The sequence below is a fragment of the Streptomyces sp. NPDC046805 genome (assembly GCF_040645355.1).
GTDB lineage: Bacteria > Actinomycetota > Actinomycetes > Streptomycetales > Streptomycetaceae > Streptomyces.
Genome location: NZ_JBEYYC010000005.1, coordinates 1 through 13,712, shown reverse-complemented (window position 1 = coordinate 13,712; position 13,712 = coordinate 1). Strand labels below are relative to the sequence as shown.

Here is a 13,712-nt window from a genome sequence, read left to right as displayed (position 1 = left end):
CCACCCCGCACACGTTCTTCACACGCCCCGACGGCCGCCGCCTCGGCCCTGGAACCGCGGTGGGTGCAAGGGCTGGGGCGGGTGGGGCTCACGAGGTCGGGGCCCTGCGCGCGAGCTGGGTCTTCGCTGTGTCTCAGATCTGCGCGAAGGCCTGCTCGATGATGTCGAGGCCCTCGCTCAGGAGGTCCTCGCCGATGACCAGCGGGGGCAGGAAGCGGAGCACGTTGCCGTAAGTGCCGCAGGTCAGGACCAGCAGGCCCTCCTGGTGGCAGGCCTTGGCCAGGGCGGCCGTCGCCTCCGGGTTCGGCTCCTTGGTCGTACGGTCCTTGACCAGCTCGATGGCGACCATCGCGCCGCGGCCGCGCACGTCGCCGATGACGTCGAACTTCTCGGCCATGGCGCCCAGGCGGGCCTTCATGATCGCCTCGATGTTCTTCGCCTTGGCGTTGAGGTCGAGCTCCTTCATCGTCTCGATGGCGCCGAGCGCACCGGCGCAGGCGACCGGGTTGCCGCCGTAGGTGCCGCCGAGGCCGCCCGCGTGCGCGGCGTCCATGATCTCGGCGCGGCCGGTCACGGCGGCCAGCGGCAGACCACCGGCGATGCCCTTGGCGGTGGTGATCAGGTCCGGGACGATGCCCTCGTCCTCGCACGCGAACCACTGGCCGGTGCGGCAGAAGCCGGACTGGATCTCGTCGGCGACGAAGACGATGCCGTTGTCGGCGGCGTACTGGCGGATCGCGGGCAGGAAGCCCTTGGCCGGCTCGATGAAGCCGCCCTCGCCGAGCATCGGCTCGATGATGATCGCGGCGATGTTGTCCGCGCCGACCTGCTTGGACATCTGGTCGATGGCCTGGGCGGCGGCCTCGGGGCCCGCGTTCTCCGGGCCGGTCGGCCAGCGGTAGCCGTAGGCCACCGGCACGCGGTAGACCTCGGGCGCGAACGGGCCGAAGCCGTGCTTGTACGGCATGTTCTTGGCCGTCAGCGCCATCGTGAGGTTCGTACGGCCGTGGTAGCCGTGGTCGAAGACGACGACCGCCTGGCGCTTGGTGTAGGCACGCGCGATCTTGACGGCGTTCTCGACGGCCTCGGCGCCGGAGTTGAACAGGGCGCTCTTCTTGGCGTGGTCGCCGGGGGTCAGCTCGGCCAGCGCCTCGGCGACGGCGACGTAACCCTCGTACGGGGTGACCATGAAGCACGTGTGGGTGAAGTCGGCGAGCTGCGCGGAGGCGCGGCGTACGACGGCCTCGGCGGAGGCGCCGACGGACGTCACGGCGATGCCGGAACCGAAGTCGATGAGCCGGTTGCCGTCGACGTCCTCGATGATGCCGCCGCCCGCGCGCGCGGCGAAGACAGGCAGCACGGAGCCCACGCCCTGCGCCACCGCGGCGGTGCGGCGGCCCTGCAGCTCCTGCGACTTGGGGCCGGGGATGGCGGTGACGAGGCGACGCTCCTGCGGAAGTGCGCTCATGGGGGCTCCCTGATGATCTTGCGTTCCGGACGGTTCCGAGAGGTTCGGGGGGTGCCGGGCGGTGCTTTTTCGGACGCTTGCCTTCTTTCTTCGCAGGCTATGGCCGCCGATGAGCGGTGGGCATGCTCCATGTGGGTGTTGTCAGGGCGCGCGGTTGTCCGTCGTGGACATAGCGAGAGGGGTTGCGCGAGCACCGCCGCGGCACCTCGCCCGCACGATGTCCGGAGGGTCCCGGTTCGGTTCTCCCGGCCGCGTAAGCGGTGAACTCCCTTTGCGGGGGCACTAGATTGGCTCGCTGAAGGTGCACGGAGCGGCTGGTCAGGGGGCAACGGCGATGGACAGCGACGGGACGCGGGACGCGCGGGGCACACACGCGAGTCCGGTGCCGCGACCGGCGGGGCCCCGGGAGGCGCGATCGGTTCCGCCCCGCCCTGCCGTGCCGCCCGGGGCACCGCCGATGCCCGACGGCTCGGCCTTCCTGACGTGGCTGAGGGCGCCCCGGCCGGACGCCGCGCCCGGCGTGTGGCGGTTCGGGCACCGGCCGCGGCCGGAGGAGGAGCCCGAGCGGATCCCGGCACGGCAGCTGCTGAGCGGCGCGCTGATCTCCTTCCTCGTGGGCTGGCTCGTCTGGTCGCTGCTGTGGAACGGCTATCTGGGCAGCTGGTGGGTGCTGCCGCTGGAGCTCTTCACGCCGGACTCCTGGCGCACGGGCAACGACCGTGTCGGCAACGCCTTCCTCTGGTACGGCTACTACACCCTGATCGCCGTCGCCCTCCTGCTCGTCGTGGGCCGGCTCGGCCGCTGGGGCGAGGTCTGGCGCCGCTACGGCCCGACCGCCTGGCGGCGCGCCCTCCCCGTCGCCGAGGCTTCGCCCGCCCCCGAGCACGACCCCGCCGTATGGCCCCAGCTGCGCGCCGCCGGAGCCGACGCCGCCGCCGACCGGCTCACCTCCGACGCCCGCGCCGGGCTGATGCGGGACGTCGACCACGCCCGGATCGCCCGCGCATGGCAGGGCGTACGAAGCGGCAGCCACAGCCTCGCCGCGTTCACGGCCGCCGTCTCCCAGGACGGCGCCGCCGCCTGCCTGCATCCCTCCGGGGAGCGCGACCTGCCGGCCAGGTTCGCCCGGCACGACCTGGTCACCGGGCAGGTGCGGCTCGGCGCCACCGCCGACGACCCGCGCAACCCCTACCTCTACCGCGGCACCGGACTCGCCCTCGGCCCGGACCTGCTCGGCACCTCGCTGCTCGCCGTCGGACCGGCCGGCTCCGGCAAGACCGGCACCCTCGTGCGACCGCTCGCCGAGTCGCTGTGCCTGCACGCGCTCGCCGGGCGGGCCTCGGTCGTGGTGGTCGGCGCGGCCGGCGCCGGGCTCGGACCGGCCGACGCGTACGACATCGTCGTACGGATCGGCCACCCCGAATCGGTGTACGACCTCGATCTGTACGGCGGCACCACCGACCCGGACGAGGCCGCGGCCATACTCGCCGAGGCCCTCGCCGGTGACCTCGCCGACCCGCACCCCGGCAGTGACAGCCGCCGCTCCACCACCGTCCTCGCCCAACTGCTCGGGCCGTTCCGGGCAGTCCACGACCGCTTCCCCTCGGTCCCCGAGCTGCGGCAGCTCCTCGACGGCGCCCCCCGCTCGCTGGCCGCGCTGCGCAAGGCGCTCCAGGACGCCGGGCGGGAGTCGCTGCTGCGCGAACTCGACGCGCGCGAGCGGCAGATGGGGCATCCCGGCGACGCCGGTGCGGTCCTCGCGGACCGGATCGCGCTGCTGGACCGGCCCGCCTTCGCGGGCTTCTTCGACACGTCCGGGCAGTCCCGGCCCTTCTCGCTCACGGCGCTCGACCATCCCGTGCGCGTCCGGATCGACCTGCCCGAGCGCGGTCACGCGGACGCCTCCCGCATCCTGGCGCGGCTGGTGCTCGCCCAGTTCACGGCGAGCGTCGCGCTACGGGAGGACCGGTCGCTGTTCGCCTGCCTGCTGCTGGACGACGCGACGGGCGTGGTGACCCCGCACTCCGTGCGCGCGATCCAGCGGCTGCGGTCCGCGGGCGCCGGTGCCGTGCTCACGCTGCGCACCCTGGACGACGTACCCAGGCCGCTGCGCGGTCCGCTGCTCGGGGCCACCGGATGCCGGATGGCGCTGTCCGGGCTCACGCCGTGGGACGGGCAGGACTTCGCCGACGTGTGGGGCAAGGAGTGGACCGAGGCGCGGGACGTGACGGACCGGCAGATCATCGCCGAGACGCCCGCGGGCAAGGCCGTGCACGTGCTGCGCCGGGTGATCACCGGCAAGGCGCCGACCGCGCGGGCGGTCACGGTCCGGCAGGTCGAGCGGGAGCGCTGGTCCGCCTCCGAGCTGGCGCACGGGGTGCCGCCGGGGCACGCGGTGCTGTCGCTGACCACGGTCGCGGGAGAGCACGCCCCGCCCCTGCTGGTGGACCTCCGGGGTGAGGCGGCCCGGGACTGAGGCCTTGAGCTGCGGGGTTCGGGGGAGGGCGACGGGCCTCTCCACAAGGTTCACCAGGGGCCCGTACGGTGAGGCAGAATCGGCATAGGCTGTTCATACGCGACGGCCAAAAGAGCACAATGATCACCCGATCTCCTCACACTCGCCCGACCTGAAGGCCTCATGCCCCCGACGCTCGCCTCGCTCGTCCACCACTCCGCGCTCAAACTGACCGTGCGCGCGGGCGAGGACCGCCTCGACGTTCCCGTCCGCTGGGCGCACGCCAGCGAACTCGCCGACCCCGTGCCCTACATGGAGGGCGGGGAGCTGCTGCTGATCACCGCGCTGAAACTGGACGCGGAGGATCCGGAGGCGATGCTGCGGTATGTGAAGCGGCTGGTCGGCGCCGGTGTCGTCGGGCTCGGCTTCGCCGTCGGCGTCAACTACGAGGAGATTCCCGAGGCCCTCGTGGACGCGGCCGAGAAGGAGGGGCTGCCGCTCCTGGAGGTGCCGCGCCGTACCCCGTTCCTCGCGATCAGCAAGGCCGTGTCCGCCGCGATCGCCGCCGACCAGTACCGGGCCGTGACCGCCGGGTTCGCCGCGCAGCGGGAGCTGACCAGGCAGGCGCTGACCGCCGGCCCGGAGGGGCTGCTCGCCGCGCTCGCGACGCAGGTCGACGGATGGGCGGCGCTGTACGACGCCTCGGGCGCCATCGTCGCCACCGCACCCGAGTGGGCCGGGCGGCGGGCGGCACGGCTCACCTCGGACGTGGAGCGGCTGCGGCAACGGCCCGCGCCCGCCTCGGCGGTGGTCGTCGGACCGGAGAGCGAGGACCGGGTCGAGCTGCACTCCCTGGGCACGGGCAGGCGCCCGCGGGCCGCGCTCGCCGTGGGCACGGCCGCCGCCCTCGGCACCGCCGAACGGTACGCCGTGCACTCCGCCATCGCCCTGCTCACCCTCACCACCGAGCGGTCGCGGTCGCTGTACGCGGCCGAACAGCGGGTCGGCGCGGCGGTGTTGCGCATGCTGCTCGCCGGGGAGCCGGACCATGCCCGTGCCGTCGTGGGGGATCTGTACGGCGGACTTCTCGACGCTCCCTTCCGGATCATCGTCGCCGAGTCGGTGTCGGCGTCGGCCGCGCGGGTCCACGCGGACGCCCACGCCCACGCGCGCGTGCCGGCCCACACGTCCACCCCCACGTCCGGCTCCGCCCGGACGAAGTCGACTCCGCCGCCGAACGCCGCCGCCGCGCTGGTCGCGGCCGACATAGGCGGCGACCGGCTGGGCGGGCTCGCGGAGATCGTGGAGTCCGCGGCCGCACGCTCCGGGGAGGCCGTCCTGGTCGTACCCGAGGGGGAACGGCTGGTGGTGCTGGCCGCGGACGGCGGCGCCGCCGTGGCCGCCTGCGCCGAGTACGCGGCGGCGCTGGAGGCGGCACGGGCCGTACCCGAGCAGTCCGCCGGGGACGAGGACGAGTTGGTCGTCGGCATGTCGGCGCCCTCCGGCCCGATCGCCGCGGCCGCCGCCTACAAGCACGCCGAACAGGCGCTGTCGGTGGCGCGGCGGCGGGGCCGGGTCCTGGTGGAGCACGACCAGTTGGCGGCGGGATCGGTGCTGCCGCTGCTCGCGGACGACGCGGTGCGGGCCTTCGCGGACAGCCTGCTGCGTCCGCTGTACGCACACGACGCCACGGGCCGCGGCGACCTGGTCGCCTCCCTGCGGGCGTGGCTCTCCCGGCACGGCCAGTGGGACGCGGCGGCCGCGGACCTGGGCGTACACCGGCATACGCTCCGCTACCGCATGCGCAGGGTCGAGGAAATCCTGGGCCGCTCCCTGGACGACCCGGACGCCCGCATGGACCTCTGGCTGGCCCTGAAGACCACGGCAGCGGACTGACCGCCGGTGCGGGGGCGGAAGTAAGGTGCGCCCCTCCCTCCTTACTCCGCCAATCCGGCGCATCCCCGACCCCCACCACTACGGCTCGGACAAACGACGTCCGCGCGCCGCCGCCCTAACGTGGACAACGAATCCGAAAGAACATCCCCAACGCGGAAGGGCCGGGACTCGCACATGACTTCCACCCACGCCTTCTGGCTCGCCGGCCGCGAGGCCACCGGCGAGGACAGCTTCGACGTCACCTCCCCGTGGGACGGCCGTGTCGTCGGCAAGGTCAGCGTGCCGACGGACGCCCAGGTCGAGGAGGCCGTGGCCGCCGCGTACGCCGTCCGCGAGGACTTCGCCGCCACGCCGGCCCACGCCCGTGCCGCCGCCCTCGACCACGTCGGCAAGCGCCTGGTCGAGCGCGCCGAGGAGCTCGCCCAGCTGATCTCCGCCGAGAACGGCAAGCCGATCAAGTGGGCCCGCGGCGAGGTCGGCCGTGCCGTCTCCGTGTTCCGCTTCGCCGCCGAGGAGGCCCGCCGCTTCAACGGCGGCGAGGCCCAGCGCCTCGACACCGACGCCGGCGGCCAGGGCCGCCTCGCCGTCACGCGTCGCTTCCCCAAGGGCGTCGTCCTCGGCATCGCGCCGTTCAACTTCCCGCTGAACCTGTGCGCCCACAAGATCGCCCCGGCCATCGCCGCCGGCGTGCCGATCATCCTCAAGCCCGCCCCGGCCACCCCGCTGTCCGGCCTGATCCTCGGTGAGTTCCTCGCCGAGACCGAGCTGCCCGCCGGCTCCTGGAGCATCCTGCCGGTCACCAACGACCGCATGCCCGCCCTGGTTCAGGACGAGCGTCTGCCGGTCATCTCCTTCACCGGTTCCGAGCAGGTCGGCTACTCGATCATGGAGTCGGTGCCGGGCAAGCACTGCACGCTGGAGCTGGGTGGCAACGGCGCCGCCGTCGTCCTCGGGGACTACGCCTCCGACGCCGACCTCGACTGGGCCGCGACCCGCATCGCGACCTTCTCGAACTACCAGGGCGGCCAGTCCTGCATCTCCGTGCAGCGGGTCATCGCGGACGCCTCCGTCTACGACCGCCTCCTGCCGCGCATCGTCGCCGCCGTCGAGGCCCAGGTGACCGGTGACCCCTCCGACGACGCGACCGAGGTCGGCCCGCTGGTCAGCGAGGCGGCCGCCCAGCGCGTCGAGACGTGGGTCGACGAGGCCGTCTCCGCGGGCGCCCAGCTGCTCACCGGCGGCAAGCGCGACGGCGCCTCGTACGCGCCGACCGTCCTGACCGACGTACCGGCCGGTGCGACCCTCGCCACCGAGGAGATCTTCGGCCCCGTCCTGACCGTGCAGAAGGTGGATGGCGAGGCCGAGGCCTTCGCCACCGTCAACGACTCCAAGTACGGCCTCCAGGCGGGCGTCTTCACGCACGACCTGCAGACCGCCTTCCGCGCCCACCGTGCGCTCGAGGTCGGCGGCGTCGTCATCGGTGACGTCCCCTCCTACCGCGCCGACCAGATGCCGTACGGCGGCGCCAAGCGCTCCGGCATCGGCCGCGAGGGCGTCAAGTTCGCGATGGACGACTACACCTACGAGCGCGTGCTGATCCTCACGGGTCTCGCCCTCTGACGCACCCGCTCTCACCCGCATGGACGAAGGGCCCGGCACCGCCACATTGCGGTGCCGGGCCTGACGCGTTCGGCAACAACCTCGGCCCAACGGCCGCGCGAGGACTGGTGGGAGCGGCCCGTTTCGGGTACCAACGATCCAGTAGCACCGGTCGGTAACGAACGGTCCCCGACACCCCTATTCGCGGCGAGGTGAGCCTCAATGTCCGCCCCCTCCACGAAACCCACCGTCACCGAGCGGGAGGCCCGTCAGGTGGCGGAGGCCGCCCGGGAACAGGACTGGCGCAAGCCCAGTTTCGCCAAGGAGCTGTTCCTCGGACGCTTCCGGCTCGACCTCATCCATCCCCATCCGCTCCCGGCCGACGAGGACGCCCAGCGCGGCGAGGAGTTCCTCGCCAAACTCCGCGACTTCTGCGAGACGAAGATCGACTCGGCCCGCATCGAGCGCGAGGCGCAGATCCCCGACGAGGTCGTGGACGGGCTCAAGGAGCTCGGCGCCTTCGGCATGAAGATCGACACCAAGTACGGCGGCCTCGGCCTGACCCAGGTGTACTACAACAAGGCCCTCGCCCTGGTCGGTTCGGCGAACCCGGCGATCGGCGCCCTGCTCTCGGCCCACCAGTCCATCGGCGTCCCGCAGCCGCTGAAGCTCTTCGGCACCCAGGAGCAGAAGGACACCTTCCTGCCGCGCTGCGCCCGCACCGACATCTCGGCGTTCCTGCTGACCGAGCCGGACGTCGGCTCCGACCCGGCGCGCCTGGCCACCTCCGCCGTACCCGAGGGCGACGACTACATCCTCGACGGCGTGAAGCTCTGGACCACCAACGGCGTGGTCGCCGACCTCCTCGTCGTCATGGCACGCGTGCCCGAGTCCGAGGGACACAAGGGTGGCATCACGGCGTTCGTCGTGGAGGCCGGCTCCGAGGGCGTGACGGTGGAGAACCGCAACGCGTTCATGGGCCTGCGCGGCCTGGAGAACGGCGTCACCCGCTTCCACCAGGTACGCGTCCCGGCCGCCAACCGGATCGGCCCCGAGGGCGCCGGCCTGAAGATCGCGCTGACCACGCTCAACACCGGCCGGCTGTCACTGCCGGCGATGTGCGCGGGGGCCGGCAAGTGGTGCCTGAAGATCGCCCGCGAGTGGTCGGCGGCCCGCGAGCAGTGGGGCAAGCCCGTCGCGTTCCACGAGGCGGTCGGCTCGAAGATCAGCTTCATCGCGGCCACGACCTTCGCGCTGGAGGCCGTACTCGACCTGTCCAGCCAGATGGCCGACGAGAACCGCAACGACATCCGCATCGAGGCGGCCCTCGCCAAGCTGTACGGCTCCGAGATGGCCTGGCTGATGGCCGACGAACTCGTCCAGATCCGCGGCGGCCGCGGCTTCGAGACCGCCGCGTCGCTGGCGGCCCGCGGCGAGCGCGCCGTCCCGGCCGAGCAGATCCTGCGCGACCTGCGCATCAACCGCATCTTCGAGGGCTCCACCGAGATCATGCACCTGCTGATCGCGCGCGAGGCCGTCGACGCCCACCTGGCCGTCGCCGGTGACCTCATCGACCCCGACAAGTCCCTGTCGGACAAGGCGAAGGCGGGCGCGGACGCGGGCAGGTTCTACGCCAAGTGGCTGCCGAAGCTGGTGGCCGGTCCCGGCCAACTCCCCACCTCGTACGGCGAGTTCAAGCACGGGGTCGACCTCTCCCCGCATCTGCGCTACGTCGAGCGGCACGCCCGCAAGCTGGCCCGCTCCACCTTCTACGGCATGTCCCGCTGGCAGGGCCGGATGGAGACCAAGCAGGGCTTCCTCGGCCGGATCGTGGACATCGGGGCGGAACTGTTCGCGATGAGCGCGGCCTGCGTGCGGGCCGAACTGCTGCGCAGCCAGGGCGATCACGGCCGCGAGGCCTACCAGCTCGCCGACGCCTTCTGCCACCAGGCCCGCATCCGCGTCGACGAGCTCTTCCGGAGCCTGTGGGACAACACCGACGACCTGGACCGCAAGGTCGTCAAGGGCGTCCTCGGCGGCGTCTACGAGTGGCTGGAGCAGGGGATCATCGACCCGTCGGGCGACGGCCCGTGGATCGCCGACGCGACCCCCGGACCGTCGACGAAGGAGAACGTGCATCGCCCGATCAGGTGACCGCCTGGACGGCTACAGGCCTGCCCGGCGGCATCAGCCACTGGGTCCGCTGACCGGTGACCGACGCGATGGTCTCGAAGTCGTTGTCGTAGTGCAGCACGGTGAGGCCCTGGAGCTCGGCGGTCGCGGCGACGAGCAGGTCGACCGCGCCCGCCGAGCGGTGCTTTCCCTTGGCGGTGAGTTCCTGCTGTACGGCCCACGCGCGCGTTACGGCCCGGTCGTCCAGCGGTGTCCAGCCGAACAGCGTGTCAAGGCGCTGGAGCATCTGCTCGCGGTGCTCGGCGTTCTTGGCGCTGTACAGGAACTCGATCTCGGTGACCGGGCAGCGGGCGATGAGGCCCTCCTCCAGGGGTTTCACCCAGCGTGAGAGGGCCGGTTGCTTGACGATCCGGACGAGGGCACTGGTGTCGATGAGGAACTCGGCAGCGTTCATCGACGGTAGTTCTTCTTGTCCAAGAGGATGTCGAAGTCACCCTCGTCGGCGCGCGCGGCCAGCCAGGCCAGCGCGAGGGCACGCTTCTTGCGCTCGACGCCCTCCTTGAGGGCTGCGGTCACCGTGTCCTTCTTCGTCTTGGTGCCGAACGCTATGGCAGCGTCCGCCAGCAGCTGCTCGTCGATGTCGATCAGAGTCTTGGCCATGGCGTAGGCTCCCGTATATCTGGCGGATCTGCTCGTATATCCAGAGTAGCGTGCGGAGCAACCCACCGCCCACGAAAGGGACGCGCTGTCCTCCCGGCCTCGCCTTGCGGCCACAATGGGGGAATGAGCGACAGTCCCGCACCCCTCGCCGACCCGCATCTCGTCTACGACCCCGTCGCGGGAGACGGGCCCAAGGACGTGGTGATCCTCGGTTCCACCGGGTCCATCGGCACCCAGGCCATCGACCTCGTGCTGCGCAACCCCGACCGCTTCCGGGTCACCGCCCTGTCCGCCAACGGCGGCCGGGTCGCCCTGCTCGCCGAGCAGGCGCGCCGGCTGCGGGTGCGAACCGTCGCGGTCGCCCGCGAGGACGTCGTACCGGCGCTGCGCGAGGCGCTCGCGGCCGAGTACGGCGCCGGGGAGCCGCTTCCCGAGATCCTCGCCGGGCCGGACGCGGCCTCGCAGGTCGCCGCCTCCGACTGCCACACCGTCCTCAACGGCATCACCGGCTCCATCGGCCTCGCTCCGACCCTCGCCGCCCTGGAGGCGGGCCGCACCCTCGCGCTCGCCAACAAGGAGTCGCTCATCGTCGGCGGCCCGCTGGTCAAGGCGCTCGCGAAGCCGGGCCAGATCATCCCGGTGGACTCGGAGCACGCGGCGCTCTTCCAGGCGCTCGCGGCCGGCACCCGCGCCGATGTGCGCAAGCTCGTCGTGACCGCCTCCGGCGGCCCCTTCCGCGGCCGTACGAAGGCCGAGCTGGCGAACGTCACCGTCGAGGACGCCCTCGCGCACCCCACCTGGGCCATGGGCCCGGTGATCACGATCAACTCCGCGACCCTGGTCAACAAGGGCCTGGAGGTCATCGAGGCGCACCTCCTCTACGACATTCCCTTCGACCGCATTGAGGTCGTCGTGCACCCGCAGTCGTATGTCCACTCGATGGTTGAGTTCACGGACGGATCCACGCTCGCCCAGGCGACGCCCCCCGACATGGGCGGCCCCATCGCCATCGGTCTCGGCTGGCCCGAACGCGTCCCGGACGCCGCGCCCGCCTTCGACTGGAGCAAGGCCTCGACGTGGGAGTTCTTCCCGCTCGACAACGAGGCCTTCCCCTCCGTGAACCTCGCCCGGCACGTCGGACAGCTCGCGGGCACGGCTCCGGCGGTGTTCAATGCGGCCAACGAGGAGTGCGTGGAGGCGTTCCGCGCGGGCGCGCTGCCCTTCGACGGGATCATGGAGACCGTGACCCGGGTCGTGGAGGAGCACGGCAGTCCCCGTACGGGAACTTCGCTGACCGTCTCGGACGTCCTCGAAGCGGAGACCTGGGCGAGGGCCCGGGCCCGGGAACTGACCGACCGGACGGCGACCGCGGAGGCGCGTGCATGACAGCTTTGATGTGGGTCCTCGGCATAGTGCTCTTCGTGGTCGGCCTGCTGGTCTCGATCGCCTGGCACGAGCTGGGGCACCTGTCCACCGCCAAGCTCTTCGGCATCCGCGTGCCGCAGTACATGGTCGGCTTCGGCCCGACCATCTGGTCGCGGCACAAGGGCGAGACGGAGTACGGGATCAAGGCCATCCCGGCCGGCGGCTACATCCGCATGATCGGCATGTTCCCGCCGGGCGAGGACGGCCGGATCACCGCGCGCTCCACGTCGCCCTGGCGCGGCATGATCGAGGACGCCCGCTCGGCCGCCTTCGAGGAGCTCCAGCCGGGCGACGAGACCCGCCTCTTCTACACGCGCAAGCCGTGGAAGCGGGTCATCGTGATGTTCGCGGGCCCGTTCATGAACCTGGTCCTGGCGGTGGCGCTGTTCCTGACCGTGCTGATGGGCTTCGGCGTCCAGCAGCAGACCACCACCGTCGGCTCGGTCTCCCCGTGCGTCATCGCACAGACCGACGGCAAGCGCGACACCTGCAAGAAGTCCGACCCCGCCTCCCCGGCCGCGGCCGCGGGCCTGAAGCCCGGAGACAGGATCGTCTCCTTCGGCGGGGTGCCGACGGACGACTACAACGCCCTCTCCGACCGCATCCGCGTCAGCGCCGGCAAGGACGTGCCGATCGTCGTCGACCGCAAGGGCCACGACCTGACCCTGCACGCGAGGATCGCCACCAACACGGTCCCGAAGAAGGACTCCAGCGGGGCCTACGTCCGGGGCGAGTACGTCAAGGCGGGCTTCCTCGGATTCGGTGCGGCCACCGGCGTCGTCAGGCGGGACTTCGGCGACTCCGTGACGTGGATGACCGACCGGGTGGGCGAGGCCGTCGACTCGATCGCGTCCCTGCCCGCCAAGGTCCCCGGCCTGTGGGACGCGGCCTTCGACGGGGCCCCGCGCGCCCCCGACTCGCCCATGGGCGTGGTCGGCGCGGCTCGCGTCGGCGGCGAGATCTTCACGCTCCACATCCCGCCGACCCAGCAGCTGGGCATGGCGCTGATGCTGGTGGCGGGCTTCAACCTGTCGCTGTTCCTCTTCAACATGCTTCCGCTGCTGCCGCTCGACGGCGGGCACATCGCGGGGGCGCTGTGGGAGTGGCTGCGGCGCAGCCTGGCGAGGGTGATGCGCCGTCCGGACCCGGGTCCGTTCGACGTGGCGAAGCTGATGCCGGTGGCCTACGTGGTGGCCGGAGTCTTCGTCTGCTTCACCGTCCTCGTGCTGATCGCGGACGTGGTGAACCCCGTGAGAATCTCCTAGCGGTCTCCCGGCGACCGTCTGACGATCGCGGGGAAGATCTCCTGCCGGTGGGGCATTCGAGGCGGCCTGGGACAGTCGGTCCCGGGCCGTGCTCCATTGAGTGGGTTTACGGGTGGGATGTGCTCAGGCCTTGGCCGGTACCGTAATCTCAAGGCCTGGAGCCCGCCGTTCCGGGACCGGTTGTTGATCCACGACTTGGGGTTGCACAGCAGATGACTGCGATTTCTCTCGGCATGCCGTCCGTTCCGACCAAGCTGGCCGAGCGCCGGAAGAGCCGGCAGATCCAGGTCGGCACCGTCGCGGTCGGTGGGGACGCGCCCGTCTCGGTCCAGTCGATGACGACGACCCGTACGTCGGACATCGGCGCCACGTTGCAGCAGATCGCCGAGCTGACCGCGTCCGGCTGCCAGATCGTCCGCGTGGCCTGCCCGACGCAGGACGACGCCGACGCCCTCGCGACCATTGCCGGCAAGTCGCAGATCCCGGTGATCGCGGACATCCACTTCCAGCCGAAGTACGTCTTCGCGGCCATCGAGGCCGGTTGCGCGGCGGTGCGGGTGAACCCCGGCAACATCAAGCAGTTCGACGACAAGGTCAAGGAGATCGCGCGGGCCGCCAAGGACCACGGCACCCCGATCCGCATCGGCGTGAACGCCGGCTCCCTCGACCGGCGTCTGCTGCAGAAGTACGGCAAGGCGACCCCCGAGGCGCTGGTCGAGTCGGCCCTGTGGGAGGCGTCGCTCTTCGAGGAGCACGACTTCCGGGACATCAAGATCTCGGTCAAGCACAACGACCCGGTCGTGATGATCGA

10 protein-coding genes are annotated in these 13,712 nt (G+C 71.8%); 7 read left to right on the top strand and 3 right to left on the bottom strand.

All coding sequences use genetic code 11. The features are described from left to right. Positions 1–133 precede the first annotated feature (133 nt). Complete coding sequence (gene gabT / locus ABZ910_RS07720; RefSeq protein WP_361360654.1) at positions 134–1,468, bottom strand: 4-aminobutyrate--2-oxoglutarate transaminase; 1,335 nt, start codon at positions 1,466–1,468, stop codon at positions 134–136. Between the two features lie 334 nt (positions 1,469–1,802). On the opposite strand from gabT, the gene ABZ910_RS07715 reads away from it, so the two are divergent. From ABZ910_RS07715 to ABZ910_RS07700, 4 genes are all read left to right on the top strand, one after another. Beyond that, positions 1,803–3,944, top strand: a complete 2,142-nt coding sequence (locus ABZ910_RS07715) for an ATP-binding protein (protein WP_361360652.1) — start codon at positions 1,803–1,805, stop codon at positions 3,942–3,944. Between the two features lie 162 nt (positions 3,945–4,106). Continuing rightward, on the top strand, positions 4,107–5,819 hold the full coding sequence (locus ABZ910_RS07710; protein WP_361360651.1) for a PucR family transcriptional regulator: 1,713 nt from the start codon (positions 4,107–4,109) through the stop codon (positions 5,817–5,819). Between the two features lie 174 nt (positions 5,820–5,993). Continuing rightward, positions 5,994–7,439: an aldehyde dehydrogenase family protein gene (locus tag ABZ910_RS07705; RefSeq protein ID WP_361360649.1), complete on the top strand. Its 1,446-nt coding sequence runs from the start codon at positions 5,994–5,996 to the stop codon at positions 7,437–7,439. A gap of 201 nt (positions 7,440–7,640) precedes the next feature. Then, positions 7,641–9,572, top strand: a complete 1,932-nt coding sequence (locus ABZ910_RS07700; protein ID WP_361360647.1) for an acyl-CoA dehydrogenase family protein — start codon at positions 7,641–7,643, stop codon at positions 9,570–9,572. Here ABZ910_RS07700 and ABZ910_RS07695 read toward each other — a convergent pair. Both ABZ910_RS07695 and ABZ910_RS07690 read right to left on the bottom strand, forming a co-directional pair. Continuing rightward, positions 9,565–10,005 (bottom strand): PIN domain nuclease, encoded by a 441-nt coding sequence (locus ABZ910_RS07695; protein ID WP_361360645.1) that lies wholly within the window; start codon positions 10,003–10,005, stop codon positions 9,565–9,567. The two genes, ABZ910_RS07700 and ABZ910_RS07695, sit on opposite strands and share 8 nt — an antisense overlap. Then, complete coding sequence (locus ABZ910_RS07690; RefSeq protein ID WP_361360643.1) at positions 10,002–10,211, bottom strand: type II toxin-antitoxin system VapB family antitoxin; 210 nt, start codon at positions 10,209–10,211, stop codon at positions 10,002–10,004. The genes ABZ910_RS07695 and ABZ910_RS07690 overlap by 4 nt, the downstream gene beginning before the upstream one ends. A 123-nt stretch (positions 10,212–10,334) precedes the next feature. Between ABZ910_RS07690 and dxr the strand changes: the two genes are divergently transcribed. From dxr to ABZ910_RS07675, 3 genes are all read left to right on the top strand, one after another. Continuing rightward, positions 10,335–11,597: a 1-deoxy-D-xylulose-5-phosphate reductoisomerase gene (gene dxr / locus ABZ910_RS07685; protein ID WP_361360641.1), complete on the top strand. Its 1,263-nt coding sequence runs from the start codon at positions 10,335–10,337 to the stop codon at positions 11,595–11,597. Then, positions 11,594–12,901 (top strand): site-2 protease family protein, encoded by a 1,308-nt coding sequence (locus tag ABZ910_RS07680; protein ID WP_361360640.1) that lies wholly within the window; start codon positions 11,594–11,596, stop codon positions 12,899–12,901. The genes dxr and ABZ910_RS07680 overlap by 4 nt, the downstream gene beginning before the upstream one ends. 212 nt (positions 12,902–13,113) lie before the next feature. Then, positions 13,114–13,712: flavodoxin-dependent (E)-4-hydroxy-3-methylbut-2-enyl-diphosphate synthase (locus ABZ910_RS07675; RefSeq protein WP_361360638.1), on the top strand; the 599-nt coding region annotated here is incomplete at its 3' end.

Coding starts and splice junctions, on each gene's coding strand:
- dxr (WP_361360641.1), top strand. CDS start 10,335: ATGAGCGACAGTCCCGCACCCCTCGCCGACCCGCATCTCGTCTACGAC.
- ABZ910_RS07710 (WP_361360651.1), top strand. CDS start 4,107: ATGCCCCCGACGCTCGCCTCGCTCGTCCACCACTCCGCGCTCAAACTG.
- gabT (WP_361360654.1), bottom strand. CDS start 1,468: ATGAGCGCACTTCCGCAGGAGCGTCGCCTCGTCACCGCCATCCCCGGC.
- ABZ910_RS07715 (WP_361360652.1), top strand. CDS start 1,803: ATGGACAGCGACGGGACGCGGGACGCGCGGGGCACACACGCGAGTCCG.
- ABZ910_RS07690 (WP_361360643.1), bottom strand. CDS start 10,211: ATGGCCAAGACTCTGATCGACATCGACGAGCAGCTGCTGGCGGACGCT.
- ABZ910_RS07700 (WP_361360647.1), top strand. CDS start 7,641: ATGTCCGCCCCCTCCACGAAACCCACCGTCACCGAGCGGGAGGCCCGT.
- ABZ910_RS07695 (WP_361360645.1), bottom strand. CDS start 10,005: ATGAACGCTGCCGAGTTCCTCATCGACACCAGTGCCCTCGTCCGGATC.
- ABZ910_RS07680 (WP_361360640.1), top strand. CDS start 11,594: ATGACAGCTTTGATGTGGGTCCTCGGCATAGTGCTCTTCGTGGTCGGC.
- ABZ910_RS07705 (WP_361360649.1), top strand. CDS start 5,994: ATGACTTCCACCCACGCCTTCTGGCTCGCCGGCCGCGAGGCCACCGGC.